17 protein-coding genes are annotated in these 21,034 nt (G+C 60.6%); 8 read left to right on the top strand and 9 right to left on the bottom strand.

The window, feature by feature from the left end:
• Positions 1-90: 90 nt before the first annotated feature.
• The gene (locus tag AC19YS_RS26555) at positions 91-405 is read right to left on the bottom strand and encodes a 3-phosphoglycerate kinase (RefSeq protein ID WP_106576382.1); all 315 of its coding nucleotides are present in this window, start codon (positions 403-405) and stop codon (positions 91-93) included.
• A gap of 49 nt (positions 406-454) precedes the next feature.
• Between AC19YS_RS26555 and AC19YS_RS26550 the strand changes: the two genes are divergently transcribed.
• The 5 genes from AC19YS_RS26550 (at position 455) to aqpZ (ending at position 5,600) form a co-directional block, all read left to right on the top strand.
• Entirely contained in the window at positions 455-1,378 is a 924-nt protein-coding gene (locus AC19YS_RS26550; protein ID WP_106576381.1) for a PA3225 family LysR-type transcriptional regulator, read from the top strand.
• 14 nt (positions 1,379-1,392) lie between these two features.
• Positions 1,393-2,196: an alpha/beta fold hydrolase gene (locus AC19YS_RS26545; protein WP_106576380.1), complete on the top strand. Its 804-nt coding sequence runs from the start codon at positions 1,393-1,395 to the stop codon at positions 2,194-2,196.
• A 3-nt stretch (positions 2,197-2,199) separates the two neighbouring features.
• A complete protein-coding gene (locus AC19YS_RS26540; RefSeq protein ID WP_106576379.1) occupies positions 2,200-2,763 on the top strand; it encodes a peptidylprolyl isomerase in 564 nt (187 codons plus the stop codon).
• An 82-nt stretch (positions 2,764-2,845) separates the two neighbouring features.
• Complete coding sequence (locus AC19YS_RS26535) at positions 2,846-4,678, top strand: ABC transporter ATP-binding protein (RefSeq protein WP_124418203.1); 1,833 nt, start codon at positions 2,846-2,848, stop codon at positions 4,676-4,678.
• Between the two features lie 220 nt (positions 4,679-4,898).
• Complete coding sequence (gene aqpZ / locus AC19YS_RS26530) at positions 4,899-5,600, top strand: aquaporin Z (RefSeq protein WP_106576377.1); 702 nt, start codon at positions 4,899-4,901, stop codon at positions 5,598-5,600.
• Positions 5,601-5,610: 10 nt separating this feature from the next.
• Here the strand turns inward: aqpZ and AC19YS_RS26525 are convergent, their stop codons facing one another.
• Entirely contained in the window at positions 5,611-6,735 is a 1,125-nt protein-coding gene (locus tag AC19YS_RS26525; protein WP_500603033.1) for a GNAT family N-acetyltransferase, read from the bottom strand.
• A gap of 281 nt (positions 6,736-7,016) precedes the next feature.
• Between AC19YS_RS26525 and AC19YS_RS26520 the strand changes: the two genes are divergently transcribed.
• The gene (locus tag AC19YS_RS26520; protein ID WP_106576375.1) at positions 7,017-8,339 is read left to right on the top strand and encodes a putative porin; all 1,323 of its coding nucleotides are present in this window, start codon (positions 7,017-7,019) and stop codon (positions 8,337-8,339) included.
• Between the two features lie 119 nt (positions 8,340-8,458).
• On the opposite strand, the gene AC19YS_RS26515 is transcribed toward AC19YS_RS26520, so the two are convergent.
• The 5 genes from AC19YS_RS26515 to aceK all read right to left on the bottom strand — a co-directional run bounded on the left by AC19YS_RS26515 (position 8,459) and on the right by aceK (position 16,622).
• Positions 8,459-8,692 carry an anti-sigma factor family protein gene (locus tag AC19YS_RS26515; protein WP_106576374.1) on the bottom strand — a complete coding sequence of 78 codons (234 nt, stop codon included), beginning with the start codon at positions 8,690-8,692 and terminating at the stop codon, positions 8,459-8,461.
• Complete coding sequence (locus AC19YS_RS26510) at positions 8,686-9,300, bottom strand: RNA polymerase sigma factor (protein WP_064453547.1); 615 nt, start codon at positions 9,298-9,300, stop codon at positions 8,686-8,688. The genes AC19YS_RS26515 and AC19YS_RS26510 overlap by 7 nt, the downstream gene beginning before the upstream one ends.
• Positions 9,301-9,428: 128 nt before the next feature.
• A complete protein-coding gene (locus AC19YS_RS26505; protein ID WP_106576372.1) occupies positions 9,429-10,550 on the bottom strand; it encodes a beta-ketoacyl-ACP synthase III in 1,122 nt (373 codons plus the stop codon).
• A gap of 326 nt (positions 10,551-10,876) precedes the next feature.
• Complete coding sequence (hrpA, locus tag AC19YS_RS26500) at positions 10,877-14,788, bottom strand: ATP-dependent RNA helicase HrpA (protein ID WP_500603031.1); 3,912 nt, start codon at positions 14,786-14,788, stop codon at positions 10,877-10,879.
• Positions 14,789-14,912: 124 nt separating this feature from the next.
• Positions 14,913-16,622 carry a bifunctional isocitrate dehydrogenase kinase/phosphatase gene (aceK, locus tag AC19YS_RS26495; RefSeq protein WP_106576370.1) on the bottom strand — a complete coding sequence of 570 codons (1,710 nt, stop codon included), beginning with the start codon at positions 16,620-16,622 and terminating at the stop codon, positions 14,913-14,915.
• A 387-nt stretch (positions 16,623-17,009) separates the two neighbouring features.
• Between aceK and AC19YS_RS26490 the strand changes: the two genes are divergently transcribed.
• Positions 17,010-18,635: a methyl-accepting chemotaxis protein gene (locus tag AC19YS_RS26490; protein ID WP_200622668.1), complete on the top strand. Its 1,626-nt coding sequence runs from the start codon at positions 17,010-17,012 to the stop codon at positions 18,633-18,635.
• 64 nt (positions 18,636-18,699) lie between these two features.
• Positions 18,700-19,602, top strand: coding sequence for a DMT family transporter (locus AC19YS_RS26485; protein WP_500603029.1), 903 nt, complete (start codon positions 18,700-18,702; stop codon positions 19,600-19,602).
• 67 nt (positions 19,603-19,669) lie between these two features.
• Here AC19YS_RS26485 and AC19YS_RS26480 read toward each other — a convergent pair whose 3' ends face one another.
• Together AC19YS_RS26480 and AC19YS_RS26475 are read right to left on the bottom strand one after the other, a co-directional pair.
• Entirely contained in the window at positions 19,670-20,620 is a 951-nt protein-coding gene (locus tag AC19YS_RS26480; protein ID WP_200622671.1) for a WxcM-like domain-containing protein, read from the bottom strand.
• A gap of 40 nt (positions 20,621-20,660) precedes the next feature.
• Positions 20,661-21,034: sugar phosphate nucleotidyltransferase (locus AC19YS_RS26475; RefSeq protein ID WP_500603028.1), on the bottom strand; the 374-nt coding region annotated here is incomplete at its 5' end.

Below are 21,034 nucleotides of genomic sequence, written 5' to 3'. Positions count from 1 at the left end.
ATTCGATAAAAAAGCGCAAAAAACTGCTACAACCCATCTAGAAATTTGTTTATAAGCGGAGTATTGCTGTGAGCATGCTCCGCTGCTGCTTTATTTTGGGGCACATGCCAGCGCGATACGCATCTTGATAATGGCGCGACTGAACTTGACCGTTGTGTTGGTGCTTTTGCCCGCCGCCACCGTGACCTTGCGATTACGCGGCGATTCCGGGCCGTTGGTGAAGGTTACCGAACACACTGCGTCGTTGGTGCCGTAGTTGTTTAGCCGGATCGAACTGATGTCGCCGTCCACGTCGGACGCGGTGTAGTCCACTTGCACGCCGTCGATCTTTTTCGTGACATCGATGGGGTAGGCAAATGCGCTCATCGGCAGCAGCGCCAGCAACACACAACAGAATTTTCTCATTCGGCAGTCTCCAATAAGGACCGCCAGCTTAGGACAAGAGGAGCTCATCTTGAAAGCGCCCCGCGTTACCCTCGATCAATGGCGCACGCTGCAAGCCGTGGTCGACCACGGCGGCTTCGCCCAGGCGGCTGAAGCGTTGCACCGTTCGCAGTCTTCGGTGAGTTACACCGTCGCTCGCATGCAAGACCAACTCGGTGTGCCGCTGCTGCGCATCGACGGGCGCAAGGCGGTGCTCACCGACGCCGGTGAAGTGTTGCTGCGCCGCTCGCGGCAACTGGTGAAAAACGCCAGCCAACTGGAAGACCTTGCCCACCACATGGAACAGGGTTGGGAGGCTGAAGTGCGGTTGGTCGTGGACGCCGCCTACCCCAATGCACGCCTGGTGCGCGCCCTCACCGCCTTTATGCCGCAAAGCCGTGGCTGCCGCGTGCGCCTGCGTGAAGAAGTGCTGTCGGGCGTCGAAGAGTTGCTGATGGATGGCATGGCCGACCTGGCGATCAGCGGGTTCATTATCCCCGGCTACCTGGGCACGGAAATGAGCGATGTGGAATTTATCGCCGTGGCCCACCCGGACCATTCGCTGCATCGTTTGAACCGTGAGCTGAGCTTCCAGGACCTGGAAAGCCAGATGCAGGTGGTGATCCGCGACTCCGGCCGCCAGCAACCGCGAGACGTGGGCTGGCTTGGCGCCGAACAGCGCTGGACCGTCGGCAGCCTGCCCACCGCCGCGACATTCGTCAGCAGCGGCCTGGGCTTTGCCTGGCTGCCCCGACACATGATTGAGCGCGAACTCAAGGATGGCCTGCTCAAGCAGCTACCCTTGGAAAAAGGCGGCAGCCGCAACCCGACGTTTTATCTGTACGCGAACAAGGACAAACCCCTGGGCCCAGCCACACAGATCCTCGTGGAATTGCTGCGCACCTTTGACACCGCTCCCCTGGACGCGCCTTACGCCGCTCCCCAGCAAGCCTGAAACGGAGTTCATGCATGGCCTGGTTCGACCATGAAGGCTGCAGCCTGCATTACGAGGAATACGGCCACGGCAGCCCGTTGATCCTGATCCACGGCCTGGGCTCCAGCAGCCAGGACTGGGAACTGCAGATTCCGGTGCTGGCCCGCCATTACCGCCTGATCGTGGTGGATGTGCGCGGCCACGGGCGCTCCGACAAACCTCGCGAGCGCTACAGCATCAAGGGTTTCACCATCGACCTGCTTGCCTTGATCGAACACCTGAACCTGCCGCCTGCTCATGTCGTGGGCCTGTCCATGGGCGGCATGATCGCCTTCCAGTTGGCGGTGGACGAACCTGGCCGGGTCAAGAGCCTGTGTATCGTCAACAGTGCGCCTGAAGTCAAAGTGCGCAGCGCCGATGATTATTGGCAGTGGGCCAAGCGCTGGAGCCTGGCGCGAGTGCTCAGCCTGGCCACCATCGGCAAGGCTCTGGGTGATCGGCTGTTCCCCCAACCGCACCAGGGCGACCTGCGGCGCAAGATGGCCGAACGCTGGGCAAAAAACGACAAACGTGCTTATCTCGCCAGTTTCGACGCGATTGTGGGCTGGGGCGTACAGGAACAACTTTCCCGGATCACCTGTCCAACCCTGGTCATCAGCGCCGACCACGACTACACACCCGTGGCGCAAAAAGAAATCTATGTAAAACTGCTGCCCGATGCGCGACTGGTGGTGATCGAGGATTCCCGCCATGCCACGCCTTTGGATCAACCCGAAGTCTTTAACGCTACCTTGCTCGATTTTCTAAAGACAGTCGAAACCACTACCCAGGATCACTGACCCATGTTGAAAAAAATCGCCTTCTTTGCCGGTTCTGTTTTGTTCGCCGCCAACCTGATGGCCGCCGAGCCCGCCAAGGCGCCTCACGTCCTGATCACCACCACCAATGGCGACATTGAAATCGAACTGGACCCGGTCAAGGCGCCGATCAGCACCAAGAACTTCCTGGCCTATGTCGACAAAGGCTTCTACACCAACACGATTTTCCACCGCGTGATCCCGGGCTTCATGGTCCAGGGCGGCGGATTCACCGCGCAGATGTCGCAAAAACCAACTGAAGCACCGATCAAGAACGAAGCCAGCAACGGCCTGCACAACGTACGCGGCACTCTGTCGATGGCCCGCACCAATGACCCGAACTCGGCCACCAGCCAGTTCTTCATCAACGTCGCCGACAATGCTTTCCTCGATCCGGGCCGTGACGCCGGTTACGCCGTGTTCGCCAAAGTGGTCAAAGGCATGGACGTGGTCGATATCATCGTCAACTCGCAGACCACCACCAAGCAGGGCATGCAAAACGTGCCTATCGATCCTGTTCTGATCAAGTCGGCCAAGCGCATCGACTGAGGTCTGCAGGTAGCTCCGCGCATGGCCCACAAGGTCACGCGCGCATTTGAACAGGAGAGCCCGCCAGGCGGGCGTCAACCTAATGCTCTATCGTCGTTTTGAACAACTGATCGATATTTTCCGCGCTGCCCCCAGCGACGCCCCGCCCGACAAAGTCCTGCCCTTCTACCTCTATTACCTGCGCCAGGTGTGGCCAAGCTTTGCCGCCTTGCTGGTGGTAGGCCTGATCGGTGCGTTGATCGAAGTGGCGTTGTTCAGCTACCTGAGCCGCATTATCGATCTGGCCCAAGGCACACCGCCCGCCAACTTCTTCCAGATTCACAGCGCCGAGCTGATCTGGATGGCCGTGGTCGCCCTGCTGTTGCGCCCGATCTTCAACGGCTTGCATGACTTGCTGGTGCACCAGACCATCAACCCCGGCATGACCAGCCTGATTCGCTGGCAAAACCACAGCTACGTGCTCAAGCAGAGCCTGAATTTCTTTCAAAACGATTTCGCCGGGCGTATCGCCCAGCGCATCATGCAAACCGGCAACTCCTTGCGTGACTCGGCGGTGGCGACGGCGGAAGCCATCTGGCACGTATCGATCTATGCGATCAGCGCCCTGGTGCTGTTTGCCGAGGCCGACTGGCGGCTGATGATCCCGCTGATCACCTGGATCATCTGCTACAGCCTGGCCTTGCGTTACTTCGTGCCGCGCGTGAAAGAGCGCTCGGTGATCTCCTCTGAAGCGCGCTCCAAACTGATGGGCCGCATCGTCGACGGCTACACCAACATCACCACCTTGAAGCTGTTCGCCCATACGCAGAATGAGCAGGAATACGCCAAGGAAGCGATCATCGAGCAGACCGAAAAAACCCAGCTGGCCGCCCGCGTGCTGACCAGCATGGACGTGACGATTGCCGTCTTGAACGGCCTGCTGATCGTCACCACCACCGGCCTGGCCCTGTGGCTGTGGACCCAGTCGCTGATTTCCGTGGGCGCGATTGCCCTGGCCACCGGCCTGGTGATTCGTATCGTCAACATGTCCGGCTGGATCATGTGGGTGGTCAACGGCATTTTCGAAAACATCGGCATGGTGCAGGACGGGCTGAAAACCATCGCAGCACCGCTGGCGGTCACCGACCGCGAGAATGCCCCGCGCCTGAACGTGCCCCATGGCGAAGTACGCTTTGAGCAGGTGGATTTTCACTACGGCAAAAAGAGCGGGATCATTGGCGGCTTGAACCTGACGATCAAGGCCGGGGAAAAGATCGGCCTGATCGGCCCGTCCGGCGCGGGCAAGTCGACCCTGGTCAACCTGCTGCTGCGCCTGTACGACCTGCAAGGCGGGCGCATCCTGATCGACGGGCAGAACATCGCCGAGGTCGCCCAGGAAAGCCTGCGCGCACAGATCGGCATGATCACCCAGGACACTTCGCTGCTGCACCGCTCGATCCGTGACAACTTGCTGTACGGCAAGCCGGATGCGACCGATGAAGAACTGACGGCCGCCATCCACAAGGCCCGCGCCGATGAATTCATTCCGCTGCTGTCGGACGCCGAAGGGCGTACCGGGCTGGACGCCCATGTGGGTGAGCGCGGGGTCAAACTCTCCGGTGGGCAGCGCCAGCGCATTGCCATTGCGCGGGTGCTGCTCAAGGACGCGCCGATTCTGATCATGGACGAGGCCACCTCGGCGCTGGACTCGGAAGTGGAAGCGGCGATCCAGGAGAGCCTGGAAACCTTGATGCAAGGCAAGACGGTGATAGCGATTGCGCACCGGCTGTCGACCATTGCGCGGATGGACCGGTTGGTGGTGCTGGAGAAAGGGCAAATCGCCGAGACCGGCAGCCATGCTGAATTGCTGGCCCACGGCGGGCTGTATGCCAGGTTGTGGCAGCATCAAACCGGAGGCTTCGTCGGCATCGACTGACCGCTTCCGGGGAAAACACCCTCCCACAGTCGATCGCATTGCATCGCAGCATTGGCCCATCGCGCCAGCACCCAAAGGGTTCTGGCGCTTTTTTATGGCCTGGATTTGCCACAAAAGCCTGCTTCAATCAAAGCAGTGCCCAGACGGGCGCTGAAGTAAATCTGCAGGGAGCATCATTGATTTACTGATTGGGTAGAGCGATCTATCAAGGACGTGTTGCATGTCTTTGTTCAAACGTTCAATCACAGAGGGATTGGGTACGTTTTGGCTGGTGTTGGGCGGTTGCGGGAGTGCGGTGTTGGCCGCAGCGTTTCCCGCCGTCGGGATAGGGCTGTTGGGCGTAGCCCTGGCGTTCGGGCTCACGGTGTTGACCATGGCGTTTGCCATCGGGCACATCAGCGGCTGCCATCTCAACCCGGCCGTATCAGTAGGCTTGGTAGTGGGCGGGAGGTTCCCGGCCAGGGAGTTACCGGCTTATATCATCTCGCAGGTTATCGGCGGCACGGTCGCCGCTGCGCTGTTGTACTTCATTGCCAGCGGCAAACCCGGGTTCGAACTGGCATCGGGCCTGGCTTCCAATGGCTACGGCGAGCATTCGCCGGGCAGTTACTCAATGGCAACGGGGTTTGTCTGTGAGCTGGTGATGACGGCGATGTTCGTGCTGATCATCCTTGGCGCCACTGACCGTCGTGCCCCAGCGGGCCTCGCGCCTATCGCCATTGGCCTGGCCTTGACCCTGATCCACTTGATCTCCATCCCCGTGACCAACACCTCGGTCAACCCGGCCCGCAGTACCGGCCCGGCACTGATCGTCGGCGGGTGGGCGCTTCAGCAGTTGTGGATGTTCTGGCTGGCGCCCATTTTCGGTGCGGTGATCGGCGGCGCGACCTATCGATGGCTGGGCGAGGAGGACCCAGCCTGAGGTCAAGGGTTCAGCCCTGCCGATAAGGCAGGGCTGTCCTCGCCTCTTCGGCATACGCCAGAATCCCTACGCGCTCGCGCTCGAGGAAATCTTCCACGGCATTTTTCAGACCTGGATGGCGCAGGTAGTGCCACGACCGGGTGATCACCGGTTCAAACCCGCGAATCAATTTGTGCTCGCCTTGGGCGCCGGCGTCGAAGCGCTGCAAACCGTGAGCAATGGCGTAATCCATGCCTTGGTAGAAGCAGGTTTCGAAATGCAGGCGGTCGAATTCCGCCAGGCAGCCCCAATAACGCCCGTAGAAGCTGTCGCCACCGATCAGGCTGAAGGCCATGGCAACCGGGCGCGTGCCCTGTTTAGCCAGCACCACGCGAATCGCTTCGGGCATGCGCTCGGTCAGCAGGCTGAAAAACGCCCGCGTCAGGTACGGCGACTGGCGGCGAACGGCGTAGGTGTTGGCGTAGCAGGCGTAGACAAAATCCCATTGCGCTTCGCTCAACTCATGGCCTTGCAGCCATTCGAACTCGATGCCCTGCCCCGCCACTTGCTCGCGCTCTTTGCGCATTTGCTTGCGCTTGCGTGAGCTCAAGGCGTCGAGGAAATCCTGGAAGTCGCGATAGCCGCGATTTTGCCAATGGAACTGACAGCCCAAACGCTGCAACCAACCTGGATGCTGCGCCAAGGCTTGGTCGGCCAAAGGGTCAGTGAAGTTGATGTGGGCGCTGGAGAGCCCTTCGATTTCCAGGTAGCCCGGCAGACTGTTCAGCAGCTCGAAAGCGTCTTCGGCGCTCCTGGCCAGCAAGCGCGGCCCGCTGACCGGGCTGAACGGCACTGCCGTCAGCAACTTTGGGTAGTAATCAATGCCTGCCCGCTCACAGGCGTCGGCCCAACCGTGATCAAACACGTATTCGCCGTAGGAATGCCATTTGCGGTAGCTGGGCATTGCCGCCACCAGGCGATCGCCTTCCCAGTGCAGCAAATGCTCAGGTTGCCAGCCCGATTGCGGCCCCAGGCTGGCGCTGTCTTCCAGCGCGCTAAGGAATGCATGCCGTACAAAAGGTTGGGCCTGCGGCACGAGGGCATCCCATACCTGCGGGGCGATTTCGGACAGGGCGTCCAGGCGTTGCAACGGCATCGGCATCCTCACTACTTCAGGGCGTGAAAGCCTGGCGAGTATCGCTTATCGGTGGCTTTCGCACACGCCCAAATGGCACGACAAAGGCCAACTCAAATAGTTCCTTCTTAAATATTTTGTCATCTACATGACATCACTTAGCCACTGTCCCGTCATAAGTGATCGTGATACTGACGCCTGTTTTTAGAGCGCCTGGTTCTAGCAGGCGGCTATTTTCCGTCCGTCATCGGTCGGTTGTGTCCTGGATGGTTTGCCATCCCTCCTCACTTTCGGAGATTGATATGCGTCTTGCTTCCACTAAAACTGCGGCGGCCCTGTGTGGCGGCCTGTTGCTGGCCCTGAGCGTTCCGGCCAGCGCTGCAGTTGACGCTAAATTGCTCGACATGCTCAAGGCCAACGGCCAGATCACCGCTGCGCAGTACACCGAACTGCAGGCGGAATTAGCCAAGGACCAGAAAGAAAAGCAGATCGCACAGCAAGCTCAACAAGAGACCAACGAGCAGATCGCGGCCACCGCGAAAAAAACCAATGACCTGAGTGTGTTCGACCAGAAACTGGCCTGGGCCGCGCGCACTCAGCTCAAGGGTGACGTGCGCTTCCGTCAGGAAACCGTGAAGATCCAGGGCGAATCCAACAACGGCGGGCGTGACAAGGACCGTCAGCGCATCCGTGCCCGCCTGGGCGCCTACACCGAGGTCAACTCGCAGGTCGACACCGGCATTCGCATTGCCACCGGCAGCAGCGACGACGCGCGCTCTACCAACCAGGACCAGGACAACTACTTCGACAAGAAGTCGATCTGGCTGGACCTGGGCTACATCGACTACCACCCGGACCAGATCAAAAACCTGCACGTGATCGGCGGCAAGATGTTGCAGCCGTGGGTCAACATGGGCGACGTGATCTGGGACAGCGACATCAACCCGGAAGGCCTGGCCCTGACCTACAAATACCCACTGGGCAGCAGCGCCGAGTTGTTCGGCAGCATCGGCAACTACAACCTCAAGGACAACGTCGACGGCGACGGCGTGCAATTTCGTCACGACCTGCGCCTGACGTCCGGCCAGCTGGGCACGCGGTTCTCGCTGACTGACAACTTGAAAATGACCCTGGGCGGCAGCGTCTACGCCTACCAGAACGACAAGGACAGCCGTTGCACGACCACCACCACGCCTTGCGCATTGGCGGTCAACGGCAACTCGGCCGACAACCAGTTCCGCCTGTACGAAGGCTTCGCCCAGGCCGACATCGGCGGCCTGGCAGTGCCGTTGGCGTTCTATGGCCAGTACGTGAAAAACAACGACGCGGTGACCGATCAGGACACTGCCTGGTTGATCGGTGCCAAGTCCAAAGTGTTCGGCTTGAACCTGGACTACAACTACCGCGATATCCAGCGTAACGCCGTGGTGGGTGCCTTCACCGACTCGGACTTCGCCAACGGCACCACCGGCTCACGCGGCCACAAGATGAAGGTCAGCTACGACATCGACAAGAACTTCGCCCTCGGCGCCACGTACTTCCTGACCAAGGCGGACTACGCCAGCCGCACGCAGCGTGATGCCAACACCAACACCCTGCAGTTGGATGCTGAAGCCAAGTTCTAATGGGTGTGCAATAAACCTTGGGCCAGGACGGCCCGAGGTAGTTTCAACAGCCTTGCGTGGGTGGGTCGCCCCTCATCATCCGTTCGCCCCACCCACGCGAGTCTGCATTGTTCGCGCGTTTACTGATCTTTCAGCCGCTCGGCTACCAGCCGGTCAGCCAATGCATCCACGTCCTTTACCGGTTCTTCCGGCATGATTTTCAAAGTCGCCTGCATCAGGCGCATCTGACGGATAAATCGCCGGCAGTTAGGGCAAAACATCAAGTGATGACGCACCAGCAAACGTTCGCGAAAGGTCAATTGCCCATCGAGGTAGTCACTGGAACGTGCCACTTGTTCTTTGCAGGTCAACATTCGCCCGTTTCCTCAAAATGCTCCACCGTGGCGAAGACTTTAAGCCGTGCCCGATGCAACAGCACACGGACATTGGAGAGCGAGAGCGTCAGAAGATTACAAATCTCTTCCAACTCCAGGCCTTGGCGCTCACGCAGCACCAGCACGCTGCTTTGCAGCTCCGACAAACTCAGCAACGTATGCTCCAGGCACTTGCGCAACTCATCCTCGGTCAGCAACGCTTCCGGGGTGTCCTGGTGCCAGGCGTACGGGGCCACGGCCCAGTGTCCATCGTCGGGGACGAAGCGATCGTCACCGATGGTGCCGTGAGGTGAGGGCAAATCGTCGAGCAACACTTCCCGGCGATTTTGTTTATAGCGGCCCTTGGCAGAGTTGGCGGTGATGGTCAGCAGCCAGGTCTTGAGGCTGGAACGCCCTTCGAACTTGGCCAGGTTGCGCACCACCGACAACCACGCGTCCTGCACCACTTCGTCGGCGTGGCGCTGGCCGACAATGGCATAGGCCACTGCCCGCATGGCGCTCTGGTAGGTGGTGACCAATTCCTTGTAGGCCCGCTGCTCGCCCTTGAGCAGCCGTTCCAGCAGGTGCGCGTCGTCGGCTGCTGCCATCGTTTACCTCAATCCTGCTGTGGAAATCCGATACCTGTGGGAGCTGGCTTGCCTGCGATAGCGGCGGCGGTCCCACCATCGTCATCGCAAGCAGCCAGCTACCACATTGACCGCATTCTGCCTCGAGATCAGCGTTTGCGCAGGATCACGCTGCCGATCGAGTAACCTGCACCGAACGAACTGAGCACCGCCACGGCTCCTTTTGGCAAGTCGTCCTGGTAGGTGTGAAACGCGATCACCGAACCTGCCGAACTGGTGTTGGCGTAGGTGTCGAGAATCACCGGCGCTTCTTCCACCGAGGCTTCGCGGCCCAGCAGTTTTTTCACGATCAGGTGGTTCATGCTCAGGTTGGCCTGGTGCAGCCAGAAACGCTTCACATCGGCCACATTCAGCTGGTTTTCGTCCAGATGCACGCCGATCAGTTCCGCCACCATTGGGCAGACATCACGGAAGACCTTGCGACCTTCCTGTACGAACAGCTTGTCCGGCGCGCCGATGCCTTCTTCCGCCGTGCGGTTGAGGAAGCCGAAGTTGTTGCGGATGTTGTTGGAAAACTTGGTCAGCAGTTTGGTGCTCACCACATCGAACTGGTGCTCGGAAGTCGCCAGGTCGGCGCGCTCGAGAATCACGGCCGTGGCCGCATCCCCGAAGATGAAGTGGCTGTCACGGTCACGGAAATTCAGGTGGCCGGTGCAGACTTCCGGGTTGACCATCAGGATCGCCCGCGCCTGGCCCAGCTGGATGCTGTTGGCGGCGTTCTGGATACCAAAGGTCGCCGACGAGCACGCCACGTTCATGTCGAAACCGAAACCTTCGATACCCAGCGCTTCCTGGACTTCGATGGCGATGGCCGGGTAGGCGCGCTGCAGGTTGGAGCAGGCCACGATCACGCCGTCGATGTCGGCGGCAGTCTTGCCCGCGCGCTGCAGGGCCTGTTCGGCCGCGCCAACCGCCATCTGGCACAGCACCGACCACTCGTCATTGCTGCGCTCGGGCAAACGCGGGGCCATGCGCTGCGGGTCGAGAATACCGTCCTTGTCCATGACAAAACGGCTCTTGATGCCCGATGCTTTCTCGATAAAGGCTGCGCTGGACTCAGTCAGTGCCTGGACCTCGCCGCGCTCGATGGCGGCGGCGTTGTCAGTGTTGAACTGCTGAACATAGGCATTGAAAGACTGCACCAGCTCTTCGTTGGAGATGCTGTTGGCCGGGGTGTACAGGCCAGTGCCGCTGATGACGACGTTATGCACGGTCGTTCCTCTAAATCTGTCAGGCAGAAGATATTGGTACCGTCGTACCAAACTTTAGGTCGTTCGATTCCGTCCAGCGGGCATCAAACTGGCAACGCTTTATTCCATTGCGCCGCGGCTGCACACCAGCCCATCACGACGATCCCGGCATTTATGACCGCGAAGTTTGCCACAACCTCGGGGATTTGGCGCCATTTCCGGATAAACCCCATGCTGACGGTGGGAGCTGGCTTGCCTGCGATGCAGACACCGCGGTGTATCAGTCAAATCACTGGGATGCCATCGCAGGCAAGCCAGCTCCCACAACCTCGCTAACCGAGAGGGCTTCAGGCCTCCACCTGGCTCCATTGCTTGCTCAAACGCTTGTCGGAAATCGGCACTTTGGTGCCCAACTGCTGGGCAAACAACGACACGCGATATTCCTCCAGCCACCAGCGATACAGCTCCAGCTGAGGGTCGCGCTTGCCTTCCTGGGCGTGTTTGTTCAGGCGGTTCTGGTACTGCGCCCACAGGCCGCTCAGCTCAGTGCTCCACACTCGGTCCTTTTGCACCTGGCTGGGCAGTTTCTCCAGGCGCAGCTCAATGGCCTTGAGGAAACGTGGCAGTTCCTTGAACCACTGTGCCGGGGTTTCCCGCACAAAACCTGGGTACACCAGATGGCTCAGCTGCTGCTTGATGTCATTCAAGGCCACCGCCTGGGCCAGGTCGATCTTGCCCTTGAAGCGCTTTTGCAAGCCATGCCACAGCTTCAGCACTTCCAGCGTCAGGCGGGCCAGGCGCTCGGCGTGCTCGGTCCAGCTGCCGCGCTTGCGTTCAGCCAGGGCCGCCAAACCTGCACCGTCACGCGGCAAGCTGGCTTCGCCTTCCAGTACGCAGGTGTCGAGGCTGGCCAACAGAATGTCTTCCACCAGTGCATCGACGCGCCCCAGTTCGCGGTACATCAGGCCCAATTCGGTCAGGCCGGGCAATTTGCCGCGCAGGAATTTCGCCGGCTCGGCCAATTGCTGCAGCAGCAGGCGCTGCAACGCGCGACGATGCTGGAACTCCGCCTCGGCGGCCGTTGAGAACCGCCCTTCCTTGACCGTGCCATTTTCTTCGACCAGCGCCGGGTAGACCGTCATCGACAACCCCGCGATCTTTTGCTGGGTCTTCTCGGCCACCGCCGCAAACACCTTGGCTTGCACCGGTTGCTGGCTTTTGGCGGTTTGCGGCACGGCCAACGCGGCTTGGCTGGCCTCGGCAAAACGCGCGGTCAGCTCGGCCAGGTCGCGCCCTTCGCCGAGGAACTTGCCTTGGCCGTCGACCACTTCCAGGTTCATCTTCAGGTGGTTTTCCACCTGCTGCGCCGCCTCGGCCCAGGCTTCATCGCTGACCCGTGCGCCGGTCATGCGCAGCAGTTCGCGCCCCAGCGCCTGGGGCAGCGAGCCCTGGCCAAATTCGATGCGTTGCAGCGCCGCTTTGACGAAATCCGGCACCGGTACAAAGTTTTTGCGCAGCGCCTTGGGCAGGTTGCGCACCAGGGCAATGCACTTGGCTTCGATCACCCCCGGCACCAGCCATTCCAGGCGCTCCGGCGGCAATGCCGGCAGCAGTGGCGCCGGTACGCGCAGGGTCACACCGTCGCGGGGGTGGTTGGGTTCGAAGTGATAACTCAGCGCCAACTCCAGATCGCCCAGGTGCAAGGTGTCCGGATAATGCAGGGCCGTGACTTCACTGGCCTCGCGGGCCAGCACGTCTTCTTCGCGCATGATCAGCAGTTGCGGGTCTTTCTGGCTGTTGACCTTGTACCAGCTGTCGAACGTCGCGGTCTGGTGGATCTCCGCCGGCAAGCGCGCATCGTAGAAGGCGTACAGGGTTTCTTCGTCCGCCAGGATGTCGCGACGGCGCGCCTTGGCCTCCAGTTCGTCGAGCTGCTCCAGCAGTTGCTGGTTGGCCGCCAGGCACTTGGCCCGCGACTGAATCTCGCCGCGCACCAGGCCTTCGCGGATAAACAGCTCGCGCGACACCACCGGGTCAATCGGCCCGTAATGCACCGGCCGGCGCCCAACCACAATCAGCCCGAACAGCGTGATTTGCTCAAAGGCCACCACTTGGCCGCGCTTCTTCTCCCAATGCGGCTCGAAGTGGTTTTTCTTGATCAGGTGCCCGGCCAGCGGCTCGATCCAGTCGGCATCGATCTTTGCCACCATGCGCGCGTACAGCTTGGTGGTTTCCACCAGTTCGGCGGTCATCAGCCATTGCGGGCGCTTCTTGCCGATGCCCGAGGACGGGTGAATCCAGAAACGCCGCTGACGCGCGCCGAGGTAATCGCCGTCTTCGGTCTTCTGGCCGATCTGGCTCAACAGGCCAGACAACACGGCCTTGTGCAGCTTGGCAAAGTCCGCCGGCTCTTTATTGACGGTCAACTGCATGTCGCGACAGATCAGGCTGAGCTGGCGATGGGAATCGCGCCACTCGCGCAGGCGCAGGTAATTCAAGAAGTTCTTGCGGCACCAGTTACGCAACGGGCTGGCGGTCAGCGCCTGGCGCTGTTCCTCAAAACCGCGCCACAGGTTCACCAACCCGGCAAAGTCAGAATCGGCATCCTTCCACTGTGCGTGGGCTTGGTCGGCCGCTTGCTGACGCTCTGGCGGGCGTTCACGCGGGTCCTGGATCGACATGGCACTGGCGACGATCAGCACTTCCTGCAAACTGCCGAGCTTGGCGGCCTCGAGCAGCATGCGGCCCATGCGCGGGTCCACTGGCAGGCGCGCCAGTTGGCGGCCCAGCGGCGTGAGCTGGCTGTTGCGGTCAACCGCCGAGAGCTCTTGCAGCAGGTTGAAACCGTCGCTGATGGCTTTGCCGTCCGGCGGCTCGATAAACGGGAAATCGGTGATTTCGCCGAGGCGCAGGTGCAGCATCTGCAGGATTACGGCGGCAAGGTTGGTGCGCAGGATTTCCGGGTCGGTGAATTCCGGACGGCCGATAAAATCCTCTTCGCTGTACAAGCGGATGCAAATACCGGGCTCGACCCGACCGCAACGGCCTTTACGCTGGTTGGCGCTGGCCTGGGAAATTGCCTCGATCGGCAGGCGCTGCACCTTGGCGCGGTAGCTGTAACGGCTGATGCGCGCGGTGCCGCTGTCGATCACATACCGAATGCCAGGCACGGTCAACGAGGTTTCCGCGACGTTGGTCGCCAGCACCACACGGCGGCCCGGGTGGGATTGGAAAATGCGCTGTTGTTCAGCCGGTGACAGGCGCGCATACAGCGGCAGAATTTCGGTGTGCTTGAGCTGGGCCTTGCGCAGCATCTCGGCGGCGTCACGAATCTCGCGCTCGCCCGGCAAGAACACCAGCACATCGCCAGGGCTGCGCCGCTCGCTGCGTTCATAGGCGGCGATTTCATCCAGGGTAGCAAGGATCGCCTGGTCGACGGTCAAGTCGTCCTCGACGCGGTTGCCCTCCTCGTCCTGCTCCAGGGTCAGCGGGCGATACCAAGTGTCCACCGGGAAGGTACGGCCCGAGACCTCGACGATCGGTGCATCGTCGAAGTGCTTGGAAAAACGCTCCAGGTCGATGGTCGCCGAGGTGATGATGACTTTCAGGTCGGGGCGACGCGGCAACAGGGTTTTCAGGTAGCCGAGCAGGAAGTCGATGTTCAGGCTGCGTTCGTGGGCTTCGTCGACGATGATCGTGTCGTAGCGTTCCAGGTAGCGGTCGTTCTGGGTTTCCGCCAGCAGGATGCCGTCGGTCATCAACTTGATCAGGGTGTTGGAGTCACTCTGGTCTTCGAAACGCACCTGATAGCCGACCAGCGCGCCCAATGGCGTGGCCAGTTCTTCGGCGACGCGGCTGGCGACGCTGCGCGCGGCGATTCGGCGCGGCTGGGTGTGGCCGATCAGGCCGTACTGGCCACGGCCGATCTCCAGGCAGATTTTCGGCAGTTGGGTGGTTTTACCCGAGCCGGTTTCACCGGCGATGATCAACACCTGATGCTTTTGCAGCGCCTCTTTGATCTCGTCGCGCTTGGCGGCAATCGGCAGGCTGTCGTCGTAGCGAACCACCGGCAGGCTGGCACGCCGCGCCGTGACCTGTGCGCAGGACGCCTGCATGCGCGTGACCCACTGCGCCAGCTTGTCCTCGTCGGGCTTCTTGCGCAGCTCGAGCAACTGGCGCCGCAAGCGGTGGCGGTCGGCGAGCATGGCGTGATCGAGGTTTTTCAGCAGTTGGTCGATAGCGGGCGCTTGGTCAGTCATCAGGTACTTTGAAGGTCGTCATTTATGCACGGCCGGCAAGTGTGGCAGAAAAGCCGCTATCAGCGTCAAGCTTCAAGCGGCAAGTAGACGCAAAACCGCTTACCTGTGGCTTGCCGCTTGAGGCTTACAGCTGCTCTTTTCTGCGGTACGGGAACACGTCGATGACCTTGCCGGCGCGAATCGCTTCCTGCAGGCCTTTCCAGTAGTCGGCGTTGTACAGCTCGCCGTGCAGCTCGTCGAACAGCTTGCGCTGGCCGGCGTCGGCAAACAGGAACGGCGGGAATTCTTCGGGGAACACATCCAGCGGCCCAATGGAGTACCAGGGCTCCGAGGCCATTTCGTCCTCGGGCGTGCGCGGTGCCGGGATGTGGCGAAAGTTGGCTTCGGTGAGAAAGCAGATTTCGTCGTAGTCATAGAACACCACGCGACCGTGGCGGGTGACGCCGAAGTTTTTCAGCAGCATGTCGCCGGGAAAGATGTTCGCCGCAGCCAGTTGCTTGATGGCCAGGCCGTAGTCTTCCAGCGCTTCGCGCACTTGGGCGTCGTTGGCGTTGTCGAGGTAGAGGTTGAGTGGGGTCATGCGCCGCTCGGTCCAGCAGTGGCGGATCAGCACGGTGTCGCCTTCGACTTCCACGGTGCCCGCAGCGACCTCCAACAGCTCGGCCAGGCATTCAGGCTCGAACTTGCTCAAGGGGAAACGGAAATCGGCGAACTCCTGGGTGTCGGCCATGCGCCCCACGCGGTCGACGCTTTTTACCAGGCGGTACTTCTCGATGACGGTGGCGCGATTGACGTTTTTCGACGGTGAAAAGCGGTCCTTGATGATCTTGAACACCGTGTTGAAGCCCGGCAGCGTGAACACGCTCATGACCATGCCGCGCACGCCGGGCGCCATGATGAAGCGGTCATCGGTGGTGGCCAGGTGGTTGATCAGCGCGCGGTAGAACTCCGACTTGCCGTGTTTGTAGAAACCGATTGAGGTGTACAGCTCGGCGATGTGCTTGCCGGGCAGAATGCGTTTGAGAAACCCGATGAATTCCGCTGGCACCGGCACGTCGACCATGAAATACGAGCGCGTGAACGAGAAGATGATCGACACGTCGGCTTCGTCCGTGATCAGCGCGTCGATCTGAATGCCGCGCCCTTCGCGGTGCAGCAGCGGAATCACCAACGGCCATTGTTCGTCACGGGTGTAGATGCGTCCTACGAGGTAGGCGCCTTTATTGCGGTAGAGCACCGAGGAAAACAGCTCAACATTGAGGTCCGGATCTTTGCACACCCAGTCCGGCAGGTTTTCGCGCAATTGCGCTTCGAGCCGGCGCAGGTCGGTCGCAAGGTCTGCGTAGGGTTCGCTGAACGCGTAATCGGCGAAGACCTGCGCCAGCATCGCCGTCAGGTCGCCCGCCGGCTGATAAACGCGGGTTTGCGCCGCACGCGCACGGCGCAGGCTCGGCCGCGTGGTGTGGATGAACATGCAGGCATCGCTGATCAGGTCGTGACTGAACAGGCTGCAGAAGATCGAGTTGTACCAGGTCTCGGACAATTCATCGTCAAAGCGCAGGTCGATCAGGCCGATGTAGGCACGCTTCACCAGCGGCCACGCGTCCACTTCCAGCAGCGTGGCCTCGTCGAACTGGGCACGCAGGCGCGCCGTTACTTCAGCGACTTTCTCTTCGTACAAGTTGATCCGCGCCGCCGAAGCCGCCTGCCCTTGCTGCCACTGGGCCTTCTCGAAACGTTCACGGGCGCCGTCAGTGATCTGGCGGAAGTGCTCACGGTAATCGTCGAAGCCATCGAGGATCATGCGGGCGATGGCAAGCGCGGACTGCGGCATACGGGAAACCTCGAACGGGCGTCTGGAAGCCCTGAGCTTAGCCAGTGAACGGGGGCACGAGAAGGATGATTTTTTGGGTCACGCTTTACAACTGTCGACACATTGTAGGGTTTTTTCAAATTTCATGATTCGACCGTATGGGCAGTAAACGCAGCCAAACGCGCCAGCACCTTTGGCTACAGCCCTGCAAGGCCGTGGCTTGACGCCTGCCAGGGTAAACAGCAGCGCGCTTGCGCTTCACAACTTATGTAACCGAATTGATACACCGTAAGGGAAACCCTGATTACCTCCTTAGTGGCACTTTGATATATAGCGCGCCCTCTCCCAGCCTAACAAGGTCTGAAGACCGATCCGGGAACAGGTTCTAATCGCCTAAGGAGCATTGAGATGTCATTGAGGAACATGAGGATCGGATTGCGCGCCAGTCTGAGTTTTGCGCTGTTGGCCGGTTTGCTGGTGATTGTCGGCCTGTTTGGCCTAGGCCAGATGGCTAAGCTGCGAGAAAGCGCGCTGGTCATCGAAGAGTCATGGATGCCGAGCATCGAGAATATCCACGACAGCGCGGCCTATGTGGCCAGTATCCGCTTGGAGGCCTTGCGCCTGGCGACCACCGACGAATCGCGGATTCGCGACAACAGCAAAAGCCTGATCACCCGCCAGAGCACTGAGCTGCAAACGCTGCTGACCCATCACGAAACCCTGACCAGCGGCGACGAAGAAGCCGCTCTGCTGAAAAAACTCAAAGCCGATGTGGGCACCTATCTCGGCATCGTCGGGCAGATGGTGGCCCTGGTGGACAAGGATCAACAGCAAGATGCCATCGACCTGCTGACCAGCCGCCTGGCACCCCAAGGTACGGTCCTCAACAAGAGCCTGGAGGACATGATCACCTTCAATCAGAAAGGCGTCGAAGACGCGGCCAATGCTGCCGCGCAGATGTATGCCAGCGCTCAGTGGGTGGTCGGCCTGATCATCGTGTGCGCGTTGATCGCCACTTTATTGCTCGCCTGGCTGCTGACCCGCAGTATCACCGCCCCCCTCGGCCAGGCCCTGGCCGTGGCACGCACCATCGCCGGCGGCGATTTGAGCCAGCCTGTGGTGGTGAAAGGCACCGACGAACCGGCGCAATTGCTGACGGCCCTGGCCACCATGCAGGACCAGCTGCGAACCACGATCCATGGCATCAGCGAATCGGCGCAGCAACTGGCCTCCGCCGCCGAGGAAATGAGCTCGGTGATGGAACAGAGCACCCGTGGCCTGCAGGCGCAAAACGATGAAATTGAACAGGCGGCGACCGCCGTCAACGAGATGAGCGCGGCCGTGGACGAAGTGGCGGGCAACGCGGTGTCCAGCGCCGAAGCGTCCAAGGCCTCCGATGAAGACAGCAAGCACGGCCACTATCAGATCAGCGAAACCATCAGCTCGATCCAGAACCTGGTGGACGAAGTGCTTGGCGCCTCGAGCAAAGCCGAAGGCCTGGCCGTGCAGGCTCAGGACATCAGCAAAGTGCTCGAAGTGATCCGCGGCATCGCCGGGCAAACCAACCTGCTGGCCCTCAATGCCGCCATCGAAGCAGCGCGCGCAGGCGAAGCCGGCCGAGGCTTTGCGGTAGTGGCCGATGAGGTGCGCTCGCTGGCGCAACGCACCCAGGATTCAACCGAAGAAATCGAACAGATGATCACCGGTATCCAGCAAGGTACCCAGGACACCGTCGACGCCCTCAACAGCAGCGCCGAACACGCCGGCCAGACCCTGCAACGCGCCAACAGCGCCGGCAGCGCGCTGGAAAAAATCACCGCGGCCATCTCGCAGATCAGCGAGCGCAACCTGGTGATCGCCAGCGCCGCTGAGCAGCAGGCACTGGTGGCCCGTGACGTCGACCGCAGCCTGGTGAACATTCGCGACCTGTCCACCCAAACCGCCGCGGGCGCGACCCAGACCTCCGCCGCCAGCCAGGAGCTGTCGCGCCTGGCCGTGGACCTCAACGGCATGGTGACGCGGTTTGTCCTGTAATTAGCCATTGTGTCGGCCAGGCCTCTAGGCAACACTCGCCGCCTTATTGAGGTAGGAGTGTTCCGTGAGACCTGTCGACACCCTGTATTTGCTGGGACTGGCTGCCATCTGGGGCGCGAGTTTCCTGTTCATGCGCATCATCGCGCCGGAAATCGGCACCGTGCCGACCGCATTTTTTCGCGTGTCGATTGCCGCCGCCGGCTTGCTGATGATACTCACAGCGATGCGCGTCAACTGGGACTTCCAGGGCAAGTTCAAGACCGTGCTGCTGCTGGGCGTAATCAACTCCGGCATCCCCGCGACCATGTACTCGGTGGCCGCGCAGGTGCTGCCGGCCGGCTACTCGGCGATCTTCAACGCCACCACGCCACTGATGGGCGTGTTGATTGGCGGGTTGTTCTTCAGTGAACGCCTGACGCCGTCGAAAATCGCCGGCGTCAGCCTGGGCCTGCTCGGCGTGGCCGTGCTGACGCGCGCCGGGCCGGTGGCGTTTGACCTGGAATTATTGATGGGGGCGCTGGCCTGCCTGTTAGCCACCACCTGCTACGGCTTCGCCGGGTTCCTCGCACGGCGCTGGCTGGACCAACGCGGCGGCCTGGACAGCCGACTCGCCGCGCTGGGCAGCATGCTCGGCGCCACCCTGTTTTTACTGCCGTTTTTTGCCTACAGCGCGATCAACCACCCGCCCGCGAGTTGGGGTGGCTGGCAGGTTTGGTCATCACTGCTAGGTCTGGGCCTTGTGTGCACGGCGTTTGCCTACATTCTGTACTTCCGCCTGCTGTCGTCCATTGGACCAGTGAAGTCGATGACCGTGACCTTCATGATTCCGCCGTTTGGGGTGCTGTGGGGCGCGTTGTTGCTGGATGAGCCGCTGTCGATGGCGCATGTGTATGGCGGGGTGTTGATTGGGGGGGCGTTGTGGTTGGTGTTGCGGCCAGGGACATTATTGTCGGGGAAACGCCGCTGATTGCGTTGGCAACCTCAGCGGCGTGACTCACGGGCAGTAATGGATGGACCGCAGGCAGTTACGGCCATCAAGCGCCGGTGATGAGCATTTTGAATTCGTCGTAATTGCGAATGTAATCGGCAGCATCATAGCGGTGTGAAGCGAACACCATCAGTACCGCGTCCTGGGAATAGCGGTACTGAATCCCCCAGGTCATCGGCGGTAAATACAAGCCCCTGTTCGGCCGATCCAGCACGAATTCCTCGCGGTTCTTGCCATCATCGGCAACCACGTGCACCGAACCTTTCACCGCCACCAGGAACTGATGGCAGACCCGGTGCGCATGTTCGCCGCGTGTTTCTGCCGTCGGCACGTCATATACCAGAAAGTAACGCTCTGACTTGAACGGCACTGTTCGCTCGAACTCGCCCACAGACAGACTGCCGCGAATGTCGGCGACCTCCGTCATGGTGTGCAACGTGACGCCGTTGACAGAAGTGGCGACCGCCCCAGGCGTGCTGGCGACCTTTTCAGCCCCATCCTGGCTTGCATCGACCGGCTTAGTATCAACATAGCCAATGATTTTGGCGGGGTTGCCGACAACGATTGCGTTGGGCGGAATAGACCGTGTGACGACGGCCCCGGCACCAATCATGGCATTGGTGCCAATCGTCAGGCCTGGAAGGATGGTGCAGTTGGCACCCAGCGACGCGCCTTTTCGAACGATCGTGCGGGCAAAGGTCTGCGGATAGACCTTGCTGCGCGGAAAAAGGTCATTGGTAAAGGTTGCATTCGGCCCAATAAAAACGTCGTCTTCAAGGGTGATGCCATCCCACACTTGCACGCCGCACTTGAGTGTTACGCGGTCACCGATGATCACATCGTTTTCGATGAAAACGTTGTCGCACACGTTGCATTCACTGCCCAACGTGGCCCCCGGCAGGATATGCGCGAAGGCCCAGACACGCGTGTCTTTACCGATATTTTCGGATTCGCACAGCGCATGGCTGTGGACGAAAAAGTGTTTGGTACTGCTCATTGTGGTCTCCAGGTCGGTTTGATTATTGACGACAGGCCCATCAAAAAATCTTCTCAAGCAACACACGCTTGAGGTATTGGCCGTAACCGTTCTTGAGCAGCGGTGCGGCCAGGCGCTCCAGTTGCTCTGCATTGATCCAGTTCTGACGGAAGGCGATCTCTTCAGGGCAAGCCACTTTAAGGCCCTGACGGTGCTCCAGCGTGGCAATGAAGCTGCTGGCTTCGAGCAGCGACTCATGAGTACCCGTGTCCAGCCATGCATAGCCACGGCCCATGATTTCGACCGACAGCTTGCCGCGCTCCATGTAGATGCGGTTGAGGTCGGTGATTTCCAGCTCGCCACGTGGCGACGGCTTGATGCTCTTGGCGATTTCAACCACGTCCTGGTCGTAGAAATACAGACCGGTGACGGCGT

Source organism: Pseudomonas sp. MF08831 (assembly GCF_059862645.1).
This window is presented reverse-complemented; position numbering and strand designations above follow the sequence as displayed.